Below are 15,588 nucleotides of genomic sequence, written 5' to 3'. Positions count from 1 at the left end.
TTTCACAGGATTAGCCCCAATTGGCTATTTCGAGGCGATTGCAGCCCGACCTCGGATCGATCCGGCGAAACGGATGGGGTGACGGGGAGGCTCGGTTTCTTGGCTGGGGTCCGCCACCAAGCCTCCCGGCTGACCGAATCTCTGAAAGCGGCAGCACTGATAGAGTGCCGCTTTCTGCTCGAGCTGATCCAACTGTGATGAAGGCGAGAGTTAACCAGGGATTAATATCCACCGGCACTGTCTCAATCCGACGCAATCCCGGCCGGGCCGACGGTTTCAGGCAGCCAGTCTGCGAAACCGCGTCCTGATCCGGTCGAGATAATAATGTCCGGGAGACGACGCCGCCGTCATCGCATGGGCTTCCGAAGAGGGCACGCCTTCGAACAGACGCTCCTCGCCGTTCTTGAAGCAAATCCTCAGCCGCCCGTCTTCCTGGCTGAAATAGACGGATTTGATGATCTTCGACTGTACCGAAAGTTCTTCCACCTGTTTTACCTCTGTTTTTTGGTTTGGCAGACCCTAAACCCAAACGTGCAAAGACGCGGTGAATTCGCATGGTAAAAAAACAGGAATCTTGCGGTGTGCTGTCAACCTCCGACATATTCAGGGTTCCCAGCACGTTGATGACCGTCCCGCATTTGACAGCCGTATATTTTGATCACGATATCTTCGACTCAGCAGCTACGGCGGATGGCAGGGGTGATAATGCTACGTGAAACGATTTCCTTCATAAGATATAATTTATTTCTCGTTTGTTTATTTGTCACAATAAGCTGCGCATTAATATTATTTTCAGAGTACAACGAAAGTAGTGGCGTTGGTTCTACGCAGTTCTTTATTGCGTTATATACAGGATTTTGTGTACAAAATGCGATATTGAGCGGAACCGGGCGAGTGCAACTCAACCGGGGCATGGCTGGGTTTGGCAGCTACATCTGGATAAATATTCTTATCCTGCTTGTCGTAATAGGTATCGGAATCGGCGTTCCTCTTGCATTCGGCGCTGTTTCTTTCTTGAGGGGTGCATTGGTACTGCTGTGCGGCGGGCTGTTCGCAATTTTCTATCCGTTGCTCCTCGCTCTTGTCGGAACTTGGCCGACTGCTGGAATAGCGGGCTCAACTAGCGGGCTTGCAGAGGCCTTTGCCGGGGGGCGGCGTAATTTCCTTCCAACCTTTTCGCCTGTTTGCGGGGATGATTCTTCCTCCCATTGTTTCGTTTCTATTGATAGCCATAGCGGCGTCGATGTCATACGAAGCGGATGCTGTCTTTCAGAGTGGTAAAATAAGCCTCATTACATTGGCGCTCCTTATTGTTTCGCAAAGCATGCAGACATTTGGAATCTGCTATGCCTCCACGGTTCTGGCTCACAAATTTCAGATGTCCGAAGGAGGACCTCAAGGGGGGACAGTCCCAGCGACAAATGTCTCGGAGATATTCGAATAGAGTCTGGCTATCGTCACGCTGATCCCTTCGTCGGCAGCATCAGCGACCTTACAGCTAAATAGGTTCGGCTGCTCAAGTGCCTGCCAACTTCCGGTCTGGTGTCCATTCAGACCGTGGTTGGGAGGGAATGGGTCTCTTCCGACGCCCAGCTACGGGTCGTTCATCGCGGTGGATGTCGGCGGGCACGCAGTTTCGGCTGCTACCGCATGCAATTGGATTCTCGCGAGACTTGACGGCCTGCTAAAGAGAAAGCAGCAACGGTTATTAACGAAAAATGGCGGACAGAGAGGGATTCGAACCCTCGGTACGCTTTCACGTACACACGCGTTCCAGGCGTGCGCCTTAAACCACTCGGCCACCTGTCCTTTGGCGTTCGCGCCCGGATAGGAGCAAATCGTCGGAACGGCGCGATATATACCGATGAATTTTTGCCGATCAACCCAAATCTAACAGTTTTTTGACTTCTTCCGATAAAACTCCGCTCGGCCCATCCCATTGTGCTTCACCTCAGCGATGACTATGTAATTCTCAAGGTGGAGAATGGCGCGGGCTCGCCGGAATTGTCCGGCATATCGAAGCGTCGGAGGGATTGATGCGTTTCCTGTTGCGTCTGGCGAGTCTTGTCGCACTTGCGGCAGCCGTTATTGCCGGGACCATCGATTCGATCCAATCGGTTGCCGCCTCCGCCGTGATCATGACGCCGATGTCGGATGCCTGGCAGGATGTGAGCCCGGACACACTGACGTCGCTTCAATCCGCGCTTTCCTACTATATCCACCCGCGCTTCTATGCCTTCATCTTTCAGTGGCTGATGCTCCAGCCGGCCTTTGCGGTTTTTCTGGTGATCGCGCTGCTTCTTTGGATGGTCGGCTACAAGAAGGCGCCGGTGGCCGGCCGTTTCACGGCATAGGCAAGCTGGTCTTGCCGCTGCGGCTCGGCCGAAGATTCGGTCGCCGCCGGTCTTTCCGTGACCCCGACATGGCTGTCGGATTGCCGGGAAATTTTGCATCCCGGCAGCGGAAATGTCCAAAAATCAGCCCGAGAGAACTGATTTTCAGCAATCGCTGCAAATCTTTACCGCCTGAAAAATTTCTGGTGAATTTTTCTGTGAGCCATGCAAGGATGCGCGCAGCCAGGCCTCCGGGGGGAGGTCGGTGGTTCCGCAGACATGCCCAAAAGGGCTTGCGGGAGGACCCCTAATGAATAGCAACAACAGGGCTGCACAATGAAAAAATCCCTTCTCACTCTCCTTGCCGTGGCTGCCATGTCGACGACGGCGCTTGCCGCCGATGTCAAGCCGGCGCTGGTTTACGGCACCGGCGGGAAGTTCGATAAGTCTTTCAACGAAGCGGCCTATAACGGCGCCGAGAAGTTCAAGGCCGAGACCGGCATCGCCTATCGCGATTTCGAGCCGACCGGCGACACGCAGGGCGAACAGGCCATCCGTAACTTCGCAAGCCGCGGTTTCAATCCGGTGGTCGCCGTTTCCTTCGCCTGGACTTCGGCCATCGAGAAGGTCGCAGCCGAATTCCCGGATACCAAATTCATCATCGTCGACTCAGTCGTCGACAAGCCGAACGTCCGCTCGGTCGTCTACAAGGAAGAAGAAGGCTCCTACCTCGTCGGCATTCTCGCCGGCATGGCCTCCAAAACCGGCAAGGTCGGCTTCGTCGGCGGCATGGACATTCCGCTGATCCGCAAATTCGAATGCGGCTATGAGCAAGGCGCGCGCGCCGCCAAGGCCGATATCGAGGTGTTCCAGAACATGACCGGCACCACCGGTGCTGCCTGGAATGACCCGGTTCGTGGCGGTGAGCTCACCAAGAACCAGATCGACCAGGGCGCGGATGTTATTTACGCGGCAGCCGGCGCCACCGGCCTTGGTGTTCTGCAGACCGCCGCCGACAACAAGAAGCTGTCGATCGGCGTCGACTCCAACCAGAACCATCTTCATCCGGGCTCGGTCCTGACCTCGATGGTCAAGCGCGTCGACCTCGCCGTCTACAACGCCTACACCGATACCAAGAACGACAAGTTCACCGCTGGCGTTCAGGCCCTCGGCGTCAAGGAAGATGGTGTTGGCGCCGCGATCGACGACAACAACAAGTCGCTGATCACGCCGGAAATGCAGGCCGCCGTCGACAAGGCCAAGGCCGATATCATCGCCGGAACTGTCAAGGTTCACGATTACACATCGGACAACGCTTGCCCGAAGTGATCAGCGCCCTGATGTAATATCGAGATCGGGCGTATGGCGGAGGGGATTTTCGCCATACGCCCTTTTCTTATTTGGAGCCTGCAGTGACAGATAAGCCCGCTATCGAGCTTGTCGGCATCGATAAGAAATTCGGTGCCGTCCATGCCAACAAGGACATCAATCTCACCGTTGCCAAGGGGACGATCCACGGCATCATCGGTGAAAACGGCGCCGGCAAATCGACGCTGATGTCGATCATCTATGGTTTCTACCACGCCGACAGCGGCGAGATCCGCGTCAATGGCAATCCGGTCACCATCCGTGACAGCCAGGCGGCCATCGCCGCCGGCATCGGCATGGTGCACCAGCATTTCATGCTGGTCGATAATTTCACCGTGCTCGAGAACGTCATGCTCGGCGCCGAAGGCGGATCGCTGCTGGCGAGAGGCGTCGCATCGGCCCGCGCCGAGCTCAAGCGGCTGGAAACCGAATACGGTCTCGAGGTCGATCCGGACGCACTGATTGAAGAGCTCCCGGTCGGCCTGCAGCAACGCGTCGAAATCCTGAAAGCCATGTATCGCGGCGCCGAGATCTTGATCCTCGACGAGCCCACGGGCGTGCTGACGCCGGCTGAAGCCGACCACCTCTTCCGCATCCTCAAGGTGCTGCGCGACCAGGGCAAGACGATCATCCTCATCACCCATAAGCTGCGCGAGATCATGGCGATCACCGATACGGTCTCAGTCATGCGCCGCGGCGAGATGGTCGCCACTCGCAAGACGGCGGAAACGACGGTGGAGGAGCTTGCCGAGTTGATGGTCGGCCGTCGTGTGCTGCTGCGCGTGCAGAAGGGCGAAGCCAATCCGGGCGCCGCCGTACTCTCCGTCCGCAACCTGACGGTCAAGGACAATCGCGGCGTCACCATGGTCGATAACGTCTCCTTCGAGGTGCGCGCCGGCGAGATCGTCGGCATCGCCGGTGTTGCCGGCAACGGCCAGTCCGAATTGCTGGAGGCGATCGCCGGCATCCGGAAACCTGTCTCCGGCGAAATCCTTCTCGACGGTCAGACGATCGACAAGGCCGATCCCGCCCGCCTGCGCGATCTCGGGCTTGCCCATATTCCCGAGGACCGGCACCATATGGGACTGGTGCTGAAATTCGAGGAATATGAAAACTCCGTCCTCGGCTATCACCGCCGTCCGGGCTACAGCAAAGGGCCGCTGCTCGATCTCGAAGCGATCCGCAAGGATGCGATGGAGAAGATCGAAAAATACGACATCCGCCCGCCGAACCCACGGCTGAAGACGGCCAATTTCTCCGGCGGCAACCAGCAGAAGATCGTCGTCGCCCGCGAGATCGAACGCGATCCGAAGATGCTGATCATCGGCCAGCCGACGCGCGGCGTCGATATCGGCGCCATCGAATTCATTCACCGCCGGATCATCGAGATGCGCGACGCGGGCAAGGCGATCCTGCTCGTCTCCGTCGAGCTCGATGAGATCCGCGCCCTTTCCGACCGTATCCTTGTCATGTTCGCCGGCCATGTCGTCGGTGAGAAGACGCCCGATGCCGGTGAACAGACCCTCGGCCTGATGATGGCCGGCATTGCCGCGTGAGGCCTTTATGAGCACTGCTTCCGTTCCGCTTCCGAGATGGATCAATTACGGTCTGATCCCGCTTTTAAACCTCGTCGTTGCCTTCTTGATCTCGGGTTTCGTCGTCTGGCTGATCGGCGAAAGCCCGCTTGCCGCTCTTTCGCTGCTGATCGAGGGTGCCTTCGGCAGCGGCGAAGGCATAGGCTTCACACTCTACTATGCAACGAGTTTCATCTTCACTGGCCTTTCCGTAGCAGTCGCCATCCACGCCGGTCTCTTTAACATCGGCTCCGAAGGTCAGGCCTATATTGGCGGTCTCGGCTGTGCGCTGGTAGCGCTTGCGCTCGACAATTACGTGCCCTGGTATGTGACGATGCCGATCGCCATTGTCGGCGCCGGGATATTCGGTGCGGCCTGGGCCTTCATTCCCGCTTTCCTGCAGGCCAAACGCGGCAGCCATATCGTTATCACGACGATCATGTTCAATTACATCGCAGCCGCTCTCATGGTCTATCTGCTGGTGCACGTGCTGATCGTGCCGGGCAAGATGGCGCCGGAAACCCGTACCTTCCTCGAGGGTGGGCAGCTTCCGAAGCTTGGCTGGATCATGAGCATCTTCGGAGCCAAATTGGGTGCAGCGCCCTTCAACGTCTCCTTCATCATCGCCCTCCTTGCCGCCTGGTTTGTCTGGATCCTCATCTGGCGCACTAAGCTCGGCTTTGAGATGCGTACACTCGGCGTGAGCTCGACGGCCGCTGCCTATGCCGGCATACCCTATGCACGCATCGTCATCATCGCCATGCTGATTTCAGGCGCGCTCGCCGGCATGATGGCGCTCAATCCCGTCATGGGCTCTTCCGCCCGTCTGCAGGTTGAATTCGTCGGTGGCGCCGGCTTCGTCGGTATTGCAGTGTCGCTGATGGGCCGCAACCATCCGCTCGGCATCATCTTTTCCGCAATCCTTTTCGGCACCCTTTACCAGGGCGGCGACTGGATCTCTTTCGAGATGCCGAATATCACCCGCGAAATGATCCTGGTCATTCAGGGACTGGTGATCCTCTTTGCCGGCGCGCTGGAATACATGTTCCGGCCGGCAATGGTGCACATTTACCAGCAATTCAAACGAGCCTGAGGAGCGGACGATGGATTACTACGACATCTTCATCAACGTCCTGAGCTCGACGGTCAGGCTGTCTATTCCGCTGATCTTTACTGCGCTCGCAGGACTGTTTTCGGAGCGCGCCGGCATCTTCGATATCGGCCTGGAAGGCAAGATGCTGGGCTCGGCCTTCGCCGCCGCCTGCGTGGCCAATCTCACTGGTTCGGCCTGGCTAGGGCTCGGCGCGGGCGTCGTCTGCTCGGTGGCGCTCAGCCTGGTGCATGGCTTCGCCTCGATCACCAACCGCGGCAACCAAATCGTCTCGGGTGTGGCGATCAACTTCTTCATCGCCGGCATTACCATCGTGCTCGGCCAAGCCTGGTTCGGCCAGGGCGGCCGCACGCCGCAGCTGGCGCCTGAGGCCCGCTTCGCGCCGATCATCCTGCCGGGCGCCAATGCCGTCCACGACATACCGATCATCGGTCCGCTCTATGCAAGCGTGATATCGGGCAACAATATCCTCACCTATCTTGCCTTCCTCGCCGTGCCCTTCTCCTGGTGGGTGCTTTACCGCACGCGTTTCGGCCTCCGGCTGCGCGCCGTCGGCGAAAATCCGGGCGCAGTCGATACGGCAGGCATTTCGGTTGCCTGGCTGCGCTACCGGGCCGTCATGTGCGCCGGCATCCTCTGCGGCTTTTCCGGCACATATCTGGCGATCGCCCAGTCCGCCGCCTTCATCAAGGACATGTCGGCCGGCAAGGGTTATATCGCGCTGGCGGCGCTGGTCTTCGCCAAGTGGAAGCCGGTACCGGTGATGTTTGCCTGTCTGCTCTTCGGCTTCCTCGATGCTTTGGCGAACTTCATGCAGGGCAAGCAGGTACCATTGGTCGGTGAGGTGCCGGTCCAGGTTTTCCAGGCGCTGCCCTATATCCTGACCTGCATCCTGCTTGCCGGCTTCATCGGCGTCGCAATCCCGCCGAAGGCCGGCGGCGTGCCCTATACGAAGGAGCGTTGATCATGTCCCACGACCTGTTCGAGGCCGCTCGCGGCGCCATGGCCTTTGCTCATGCGCCCTATTCGAAATTCCCGGTCGGTGCGGCGATCCGCGCCGAGGACGGCAAGGTCTATACCGGCGCCAACATCGAAAACCTCTCCTTCCCGCAAGGATGGTGCGCCGAGCCGACCGCGATCAGCGCCATGATCATGGGTGGCGCCAGGAAGATCGTCGAAATGGCCGTGATCGCCCAGAAGCTGCCACTCTGCCCGCCCTGCGGCGGCTGCCGCCAGAAGATCTCCGAATTCGCCGCCAAGGACACAAAGATCTATCTCTGCGATGAGGCGGGCGTGAAGAAGACCATGACAATGGAAGAGCTTCTTCCCTTCAGCTTCGAGACGGAACTCGGATGAGGACGACGGTCGACCTGCTCGCCGCATTGCTCGGCGCGATCAAGCCGCGCCATGGCATCGTGCTCGGCTCTGGTCTCAGCCCCCTCGTTGGCCAGTTGGAAGGCGCCGTCCGTATTCCCTATCGCGATCTGCCGGGCTTTCCCGTCAGCGCCGTCTCCGGCCACGCCGGCGAAGTCGTCGCCGGCCGCCTCGGTGGAAAGCCGGTCATCATGCTTTCCGGCCGCGTGCATTATTATGAGAAGGGCGATGCCAACGCCATGCGCCTGCCGATCGAGGTCTTGAAGGCGCTCGGCGTCGAGGCGCTGATCCTGACCAATTCGGCCGGATCGCTGCGCGACGACATGCCGCCTGGTTCGGTGATGCAGATTACCGATCACATCAACTATTCCGGCATGAACCCGCTGATCGGCGAGGAAAGCGACCATCGCTTCGTCGGCATGACCAATGCCTATGACGCCGGCCTCGCCGCGGCGATGCGGAAGGCGGCGGCAAAACTCAAGATCGAGCTGGGGCAGGGCGTCTATATGTGGTTTTCCGGTCCGAGCTTCGAAACGCCGGCCGAAATCCGCATGGCGCGCATCCTCGGCGCCGATGCCGTCGGCATGTCGACGGTGCCGGAGGTGATCATCGCAAGAATGCTGGGTCTGAGGGTTGCGGCCGCTTCCGTTATCACCAACTATGGAGCAGGCATGACCGGCAATGAGCTCAGCCATGAAGAAACCAAGGACATGGCGCCCGTCGGCGGCGCCCGTCTCGCCGCCATATTGAAAGAGATGATTGCGGGAGAAAGCGAAAATGAATAGCCATTCAATCCGGGAAACGGCGGCGGTCGCCCTTTCCCTTCTCGACCTCACCAATCTGAAGGACGATTGCACCGAGGCGCAGATCGATACGCTCTGCGCCCGCGCGCAGACGCCCTACGGTAACAGTGCCGCGATCTGCATCTGGCCGCGTTTCGTCGCCCATGCCCGCAACATTCTCGGCGCCGGCCATGCCGTGCGGATCGCAACGGTCGTCAATTTCCCAGCAGGCGATATGGAAGTGGCCGATGTCGCCGCCGAAACCCGTGAGGCGATTGCCGACGGCGCAGATGAGATCGATTTGGTCATCCCCTACCGCAAGCTCATATCAGGCAATGAGAAGGCGGTGACTGACATGGTCAAGGCGGTGCGCGCCGAATGCGCCGGCCCCGTCCTGCTGAAGGTGATCATCGAGACCGGCGAGTTGAAGGATGCGGCCTTGATCCGCCGTGCCTCCGAACTGGCTATTGAAGCCGGCGCTGATTTCATCAAGACCTCCACCGGCAAGGTCGCCGTCAACGCGACGCTCGAAGCCGCCGACATCATGATCCGGGCCATTCGTGAGAGCGGACGCAAGGTCGGCTTCAAGCCGGCTGGCGGCATCGGTTCGGTGGCGGATGCGGCGCTCTATCTCAGCCTTGCTGAAACCATTATGGCGCCGGACTGGGCTATGCCCTCGACCTTCCGCTTCGGCGCTTCCGGCCTGCTCGACGACATCCTGGCGGTTCTGAGTGGAGCGCAGCCGGCAGCGGCTGCGGCGTCGAGCTATTGAGATGATTCCGCAGGAGATCATCCGGCGTAAACGCGATGGCGAGGAACTCGACGCCGCCGATATCAGCTCCTTCATCGCGGCACTCGCCGCCGGGCAGCTGTCCGACGGCCAGATCGGCGCCTTCGCCATGGCCGTCTGGTTCAAAGGCATGTCACGCAAGGAAATCGTGGCGCTGACGCTGGCGATGGCCAATTCCGGCGACAGGCTGCAATGGGCTGGCATCGACCGTCCGATCGCCGACAAACATTCGACCGGTGGCGTCGGCGATAATGTCTCGCTGATGCTGGCGCCGATCGCCGCTGCCTGCGGCCTCGCCGTCCCGATGATTTCAGGGCGCGGCCTCGGCCATACCGGCGGCACGCTGGATAAGCTCGAATCCATTCCCGGCTATGCGATCACCCCTGATGCGGAGCTCTTCGGCAAGGTGGTGAAGGAGGCGGGATGCGCCATCATAGGCCAGACCGGAACCTTGGCGCCTGCCGACGGCAGGCTCTATGCCGTGCGCGATGTGACCGCCACCGTCGATTCCATTCCGCTCATCACTGCCTCCATCCTGTCGAAGAAGCTCGCGGCCGGGCTTGAGACGCTGGTGCTCGATGTCAAGCTCGGCAACGGCGCCTTCATGGCTGACCGCCGTCAGGCGGAGATGCTGGCGCGTTCCTTGGTCGAGGTGGCCAACGGAGCCGGCGTGAAGACCTCCGCCCTGATCACTGACATGAACGAGCCGCTCGCCGATTGCGCCGGCAATGCGGTGGAGATGCGCAACTGTTTGGAGTTCCTGGCGGGCAGGAAGAGCGGCACGCGGCTTGAGACCGTGGTTTTTGCCTTCGCCGCCGAGATGCTGGTGAAATCGGGCATTTCCGCCTCCCCTGAAGAAGCCAATGGGATGGCGCGCCGAGCGTTGTCATCGGGCGAGGCGGCCGAAAGCTTCGGGCGTATGGTATCCATGCTCGGCGGACCGGCCGATCTCGTCGAGAATTCGGAAAGATACCTGGCCAGGGCGCCGGTCGAAAAAGAAGTCCCGGCCGCCCGATCGGGCTGGCTCGCCGCCTGCGACGCGCGCGGTATCGGCATCAGCGTTATCGATCTCGGCGGCGGCCGCCGGCATCCGGCAGATCGGATCGATCACCGTGTCGGCTTCTCCGGCCTCTTGCCGCTTGGCACCCAAGTCAATGCGGGCGATCCGATCGCTATCGTCCACGCTGCCGACGAAGCCGCGGCGGGAAAAGCTGCTGCGGCCCTTGCCGTGCATTATCGGATTGCTGACGACAGGCCGGAACTGGCCCCCGTCATTGCAGGCCGGGTCTGATGCGGTTTACTGTTTGAGGCTGAGCGAGCCGTCGGCGACGGAATAGGAGGCGAGTTTCTGCAGAAAGCTCATGCCGACCAGGGTGGTCGTGAGCGCGTCGTCCCTGAGCACGAACGCCTCGACATTCCGGACGCGGATGCCGCCGATTTCGACCCGATCGAGGGTCAAATGCGCGGCCTTCGTCTGCCCGTTTGCCGTGTTGACACCATAGCGGAAGTCGAGCTGGTTTGCGGTATAGCCGAGCCGGCGGGCGAGTGTCTCGTTGAGGGCGACGTAGGTGGCGCCGGTATCGATCAGCCCTAGCACAGGCTTGCCGTTGATCTTGAAGCTGCCGGTATAGTGGCCCTGCGCATCCGCCTGCAGGCGGATCGTACTATTGCCGGAAGCGGGCACCGGTGCCGCGGACTGGCGGGCGTCGGCAGATACGTAATTGGCGGAGAGAACGTCGGCAGGTTGCTGGCTGTCGCTTCCAACGAGAGAAGGTACCTGTGTGGCCAGCACCGCGGCGATGCTGGCGAATATGACGGTACGCACGAGCATGAAACAGAAATCCTTCCTGTATAAACCCCGCTTCATGCAGGGCCTCATGCTTCCAGCTTGCTAAGCCTCAAATCCTGATAAGTTGCTAATATCGATAACAAAAAGGCCCGGAGCGAACCGTCCGGGCCATAAAGCCTTTCGATTTGGTAAAGGAAGGCTGAAATTATTTGGTGCCGTACATGCGGTCGCCGGCATCGCCAAGGCCGGGCATGATGTAACCCTTCTCGTTGAGGTGGCTGTCGATCGCCGCGGTGAAGACCGGAACATCCGGATGCGCAGCGCGGAAGTTGCGGATGCCTTCCGGGGCGGCGAGAAGGCAGAGGAAGCGGATATTGTGGGCGCCGCGTTCCTTGAGCTTGTCGATCGCCGCAATCGAGGAATTGCCGGTCGCCAGCATAGGATCGACGACGATGATCAGGCGCTCAGCCACGTCCTCGGGCGCCTTGAAGTAATATTCGACCGGCTGCAGCGTCTCGTGATCGCGATAGACGCCGATATGCGAGACGCGGGCGGAAGGCACGAGATCGAGCATGCCTTCGAGCAGCCCGTTGCCGGCGCGCAGGATCGAGGCGAAGACCAGCTTCTTGCCCTCGAGGATCGGCGAGTCCATCGTTTGCAGCGGCGTCTCGATCGTCGCCATCGTCAATTCCAGATCGCGGGTGACCTCGTAACAGAGCAGCGTGGAGATTTCGCGCAGCAGGCGTCGGAAACTTCCCGTCGATGTCTCCTTGCGCCGCATGATGGTGAGCTTGTGCTGCACAAGCGGGTGATCGATGACCGTGACGCCGTCCATGGGGAAGCCTTTCATTCTTTCTATCGAATGTTTCTTTCACGGAAATCGGCTCGACCGCAAGAGTGGAGCCGAATTTGCGTCGGTCTTCCCCAGCCTCTCGCCTTAAAGGCGGGCAAGCAGCGCCTTGCGCGTCTCATCGTCGACGAAGGCAGCCTCGATTGCAGTGCGCGTCATGGCGTTGATCTCCGTATCGTCGAAGCCGAAGGCTTCAGCGGCAAGCTCGTATTCCCGCTTGAGCGAGGTATGGAAGAAAGGCGGGTCGTCCGAGCTGATCGTCACCCGCACACCCGCTTCCTTCAAGCGCCGCAGCGGATGCGAGGTGAAGTCGGGAAAGACCCTGAGTGCGATGTTGGAGCCCGGGCAGACTTCGAGCACGGTACCGAGATCGGCAAGCCGCTTCACCAGATCGGTATCCTCTATGGCGCGCACGCCATGGCCGATGCGCGTGGGCCGCACGGCATCGAGCGCGTCGGCAACGCTGAAGGCGCCGCAGACTTCGCCGGCATGGATGGTCAATCCCAGGCCGGCATCGCGGGCGATGTCGAAAGCTCTGATATAATCGGCCACACGGCCCATGCGCTCCTCGCCGGCGAGATTGAAGCCTGATATCAAAGGGTTGCCAGCTTTTGCCGCATATTCCGCCGCACCGATCACGCTTTCAGGACCGAAGTGCCGTTCCCCGGTGACGATCAGCCGAGCCTCGATGCCGCTTTTGGCCTTGGCTCGCCGGATGCCTTCACAGACGCCTGATATATAGGCGTCTGCGCCGAGCCCGATGCGCTTGCCATGGTCCGGCGACACGATGAGCTCGCTGTAGATCGTATTGATGCCGGCAAGTTCGTCGAGATAGGTTTCGGTCAGAAGCGCATAATCATCCTCCGTCCTGTAGACCTCCGACACCTTGTCGTAACATTCCAGAAAACTGGCGAAATCGTGCCAGACATAGGCGCCGTCGCGGAGCTCGTTGCTGATGTCGACGCCGTATTTGCGCGCCTGCGCTTCGGTCAATTCAGGCGGAGCCGCGCCTTCTAGATGGCAGTGCAGCTCGACCTTCTTCAAATGCAATGTCACAGAAAACTCCTTCCATGCGCTCCGCTCGGGATGCCGAGATGGCGCGCAATGCTTTCGCCGATATCGGCATAGGTGCGGCGAACGCCGATGGAACGCGACCGGATGCCGGGGCCGTAGGCAATGATCGGCACGCGCTCGCGCGTATGATCCGTGCCGCGCCAGGTGGGGTCGCAGCCATGGTCGGCGGTCAGCACGACGAGGTCGCCGGGTTTCAACTTTTTGTGGACCTCAGGCAGACGGGCATCGAAGGCTTCGAGCGCTGCCGCATAACCGGGCACGTCGCGACGATGGCCGTAGATCATGTCGAAATCGACAAAATTGGTGAAGACGAGATCGCCGTCCTCGGCTGCGTCGATTGCCGAGAGCGACGCATCCATTAGCGCCTCGTTGCCGGTGGCCTTAATGACCCTGGAAATGCCTTGATGGGCGAAGATGTCGCCGATCTTTCCCACGGCATGTACGTGCCTGTTGTCCTCGACCAGCCGGTCGAGCAGCGTCGGCTCCGGCGGCAGAACGGAAAAGTCGCGCCGGTTTCCGGTGCGCTGGAAGGTGGAGGCGGATTGGCCGATGAAGGGCCGGGCGATGACGCGGCCGATATTGTAGGAATCGAGAAGGGCGCGAGCCGTGCGGCAGAAGGCAAGCAGCCGGTCCAGGCCGAAATGCGCTTCGTGCGCCGCGACCTGAAAGACCGAATCCGAGGACGTATAGCAGATCGGCTTGCCGGTGCGGATATGTTCTTCGCCGAGCCTGGAGATGATTTCCGTTCCCGAGGCGTGGCAATTACCGAGAATGCCGGGAATGTCGCCCTCCCGGCATAATGCATCGATCAGCTCCGGGGGAAAGGCATCGCCTTCCGTCGGAAAATATCCCCAATCGAAACTGACAGGTGTCCCCGCGATCTCCCAATGGCCCGATGGCGTGTCCTTGCCGCGGGAGATTTCGCTGGCCGCGCCATAAATGCCGTAGACCTTTTCCGGCAGGGGCATGCCGGCCGGAAATTGGCCGGAGGCCGCCCGGGCGATGTGCAGAAGCCCGAGTTCCGACATGTTCGGCAGGGAAAGCGGCCCGCTGCGCAGCCCGGCGCGGTCTCCGGCACCGGCCGCGCAGAATTCGGCAATATGGCCGAGTGTGTCGGCGCCCTCGTCGCCATAGGCTGCCGCATCAGGCGCCCCACCGACGCCGAAGGAATCGAGAACGAAAAGAAAGGCGCGCGCCATTTTACCCCCGAAAGGACCGATCGCCGGCCTCCGGACCGTCGGAGGCTGAAGCCCACGCATATAGCGCCGCGTCTGGCTTGGCAAATTCGAGATGGGGAAGGGGTCAGCAGTCGCCGCAGGGTATCGAGTCGCCTTGCCGCTGGCGGTAGAAGAAACTGCGGCTGATGGTGATCGTGCGCATCCCATCCGGCATGAAGTTCGGCGCGAACAGGAACATCCTATAGGGGATGCTGAGTTCGGTCCGAACGAGGAAGCTATTTGCCGTCTTCATGTCGGCCGGCACGTCGCTCACCGTCACATTCTTGGCGTAAGGCGTCGTGCCATCCTGGGCCCAGGACCAGAGCACTTTCGCATTGGCACTGGCGTCGATTGAAATTCCGGTGATTTTCAGTGTCAGCGATGTCGTGTTGTAAGGTACGAACATCCCGGTTGCCACCGATGGCATTTGCGCAAGCGCGCTCTTCGTGACGGATTGCTGCTGGGTGACGAGGTCGGCGATCGCACCAGCGGCTCGTGTCGCGCGCTTGCTGACGCTGAGGCCGATCGTGATCTCGAAAGCGCCGATGTAGAGCATGATGAGCACGGGAAAGAGGATCGCGAATTCGATCGCTCCGGCGCCCTTGCGCTCTCGCGCCAGCCGACGCGCCTGCTGTACCAGTCTGGAGAACGGGTTGCGCAACGCCATTATGGATACTGCTCGTTCTGGAAGACCGAGGTGGCGATAATCAGATATTGCGTCGGCATCGAACCGTCGGACGGACGGATCGTCGTGATATAGGGCCGGACCAGATCCGTGATGATTTCCCATCGATAGTAGGCGCGCAGCATGTTGATTGTGCCGGCACCGCCAGGCGTATATTTGAAGGCCGCGGTGTTGATGTCGGCATATCGATCACTGGAAACTTTGGGGATCGTCGTCGGAATGGCCGAGAAGGAGCTGAACGTCTGCACATCCACGTAAAGCTTGCTCGGCGTGGCGGCTTCGCTGGTCGAGCAGTTGATCAGGATCGAGATCTCGTTGCAGAACGCCTGGCGGAATTGCGTCTGGCTCATATCGGTCGTACGGCCGAGATTGTAAGTGATCTGCCCGGTCCGCATCCGGCGGCTCATCGTATCGACGGCGTTGGAGACGAGTTCTTCGGCGGCGAAGGCGATGAAGGTTTCAAGGATCGCGAAGATCACCAGGAAGTATGGGATGGCAAGCAAGGCAAATTCGATCGCCGCTGCGCCATCGCGCGAGCGGGCGACAGAGCGAAACATGGAGAAACGGTACGGCGCGAAGGCGCGCTCCCTATCCGTCTTCTGATCAACTACCGTCATTGCCTGGACCCGAGCGACATCTCT

17 protein-coding genes and 1 tRNA gene are annotated in these 15,588 nt (G+C 60.2%); 10 read left to right on the top strand and 8 right to left on the bottom strand.

All coding sequences use genetic code 11. From position 1 onward, the window contains the following. Positions 1-276: 276 nt before the first annotated feature. The gene (locus CO660_RS21375; protein ID WP_085776572.1) at positions 277-486 is read right to left on the bottom strand and encodes a KTSC domain-containing protein; all 210 of its coding nucleotides are present in this window, start codon (positions 484-486) and stop codon (positions 277-279) included. Between the two features lie 219 nt (positions 487-705). On the opposite strand from CO660_RS21375, the gene CO660_RS21370 reads away from it, so the two are divergent. Continuing rightward, positions 706-1,281: a hypothetical protein gene (locus CO660_RS21370; protein ID WP_245421355.1), complete on the top strand. Its 576-nt coding sequence runs from the start codon at positions 706-708 to the stop codon at positions 1,279-1,281. Positions 1,282-1,719: 438 nt separating this feature from the next. On the opposite strand, the gene CO660_RS21365 is transcribed toward CO660_RS21370, so the two are convergent. Then, positions 1,720-1,809, bottom strand: a tRNA-Ser gene (locus CO660_RS21365). A gap of 227 nt (positions 1,810-2,036) precedes the next feature. On the opposite strand from CO660_RS21365, the gene CO660_RS21360 reads away from it, so the two are divergent. From CO660_RS21360 to deoA, 9 genes are all read left to right on the top strand, one after another. Then, positions 2,037-2,354: a hypothetical protein gene (locus tag CO660_RS21360; protein ID WP_097600405.1), complete on the top strand. Its 318-nt coding sequence runs from the start codon at positions 2,037-2,039 to the stop codon at positions 2,352-2,354. A gap of 315 nt (positions 2,355-2,669) precedes the next feature. Beyond that, positions 2,670-3,662, top strand: a complete 993-nt coding sequence (locus CO660_RS21355; RefSeq protein WP_085776574.1) for a BMP family ABC transporter substrate-binding protein — start codon at positions 2,670-2,672, stop codon at positions 3,660-3,662. 83 nt (positions 3,663-3,745) lie between these two features. Beyond that, complete coding sequence (locus CO660_RS21350) at positions 3,746-5,257, top strand: ABC transporter ATP-binding protein (RefSeq protein WP_097600404.1); 1,512 nt, start codon at positions 3,746-3,748, stop codon at positions 5,255-5,257. A 7-nt stretch (positions 5,258-5,264) separates the two neighbouring features. Continuing rightward, a complete protein-coding gene (locus tag CO660_RS21345) occupies positions 5,265-6,368 on the top strand; it encodes an ABC transporter permease (RefSeq protein ID WP_085776576.1) in 1,104 nt (367 codons plus the stop codon). A gap of 10 nt (positions 6,369-6,378) precedes the next feature. Continuing rightward, positions 6,379-7,350: an ABC transporter permease gene (locus CO660_RS21340; protein WP_097600403.1), complete on the top strand. Its 972-nt coding sequence runs from the start codon at positions 6,379-6,381 to the stop codon at positions 7,348-7,350. Between the two features lie 2 nt (positions 7,351-7,352). After that, positions 7,353-7,742, top strand: coding sequence for a cytidine deaminase (locus CO660_RS21335; protein ID WP_097600402.1), 390 nt, complete (start codon positions 7,353-7,355; stop codon positions 7,740-7,742). Further along, complete coding sequence (locus tag CO660_RS21330) at positions 7,739-8,545, top strand: purine-nucleoside phosphorylase (protein ID WP_097600401.1); 807 nt, start codon at positions 7,739-7,741, stop codon at positions 8,543-8,545. The genes CO660_RS21335 and CO660_RS21330 overlap by 4 nt, the downstream gene beginning before the upstream one ends. Beyond that, the gene (deoC, locus tag CO660_RS21325) at positions 8,538-9,314 is read left to right on the top strand and encodes a deoxyribose-phosphate aldolase (RefSeq protein ID WP_097600400.1); all 777 of its coding nucleotides are present in this window, start codon (positions 8,538-8,540) and stop codon (positions 9,312-9,314) included. The genes CO660_RS21330 and deoC overlap by 8 nt, the downstream gene beginning before the upstream one ends. A gap of 1 nt (position 9,315) precedes the next feature. Next, positions 9,316-10,623 carry a thymidine phosphorylase gene (deoA, locus tag CO660_RS21320; protein ID WP_097600399.1) on the top strand — a complete coding sequence of 436 codons (1,308 nt, stop codon included), beginning with the start codon at positions 9,316-9,318 and terminating at the stop codon, positions 10,621-10,623. A gap of 6 nt (positions 10,624-10,629) precedes the next feature. Here the strand turns inward: deoA and CO660_RS21315 are convergent, their stop codons facing one another. The 6 genes from CO660_RS21315 to CO660_RS21290 all read right to left on the bottom strand — a co-directional run bounded on the left by CO660_RS21315 (position 10,630) and on the right by CO660_RS21290 (position 15,564). Continuing rightward, positions 10,630-11,199, bottom strand: a complete 570-nt coding sequence (locus CO660_RS21315) for a TIGR02281 family clan AA aspartic protease (protein WP_097600398.1) — start codon at positions 11,197-11,199, stop codon at positions 10,630-10,632. A 127-nt stretch (positions 11,200-11,326) separates the two neighbouring features. Then, positions 11,327-11,956 carry a uracil phosphoribosyltransferase gene (gene upp, locus CO660_RS21310; RefSeq protein ID WP_020920114.1) on the bottom strand — a complete coding sequence of 210 codons (630 nt, stop codon included), beginning with the start codon at positions 11,954-11,956 and terminating at the stop codon, positions 11,327-11,329. 102 nt (positions 11,957-12,058) lie between these two features. Next, a complete protein-coding gene (locus tag CO660_RS21305) occupies positions 12,059-13,027 on the bottom strand; it encodes an adenosine deaminase (RefSeq protein WP_097600397.1) in 969 nt (322 codons plus the stop codon). Beyond that, the gene (locus CO660_RS21300; protein WP_097600396.1) at positions 13,024-14,244 is read right to left on the bottom strand and encodes a phosphopentomutase; all 1,221 of its coding nucleotides are present in this window, start codon (positions 14,242-14,244) and stop codon (positions 13,024-13,026) included. Before CO660_RS21300 ends, CO660_RS21305 begins: the two co-directional genes overlap by 4 nt. A gap of 103 nt (positions 14,245-14,347) precedes the next feature. Then, complete coding sequence (locus CO660_RS21295) at positions 14,348-14,929, bottom strand: TadE/TadG family type IV pilus assembly protein (protein ID WP_097600395.1); 582 nt, start codon at positions 14,927-14,929, stop codon at positions 14,348-14,350. Next, positions 14,929-15,564 carry a TadE/TadG family type IV pilus assembly protein gene (locus tag CO660_RS21290; protein ID WP_097600394.1) on the bottom strand — a complete coding sequence of 212 codons (636 nt, stop codon included), beginning with the start codon at positions 15,562-15,564 and terminating at the stop codon, positions 14,929-14,931. Before CO660_RS21290 ends, CO660_RS21295 begins: the two co-directional genes overlap by 1 nt. Positions 15,565-15,588: the final 24 nt, after the last annotated feature.

Origin of the sequence: Rhizobium sp. L9 (assembly GCF_002531885.1) — a bacterium.
GTDB lineage: Bacteria > Pseudomonadota > Alphaproteobacteria > Rhizobiales > Rhizobiaceae > Rhizobium.
This window is presented reverse-complemented; position numbering and strand designations above follow the sequence as displayed.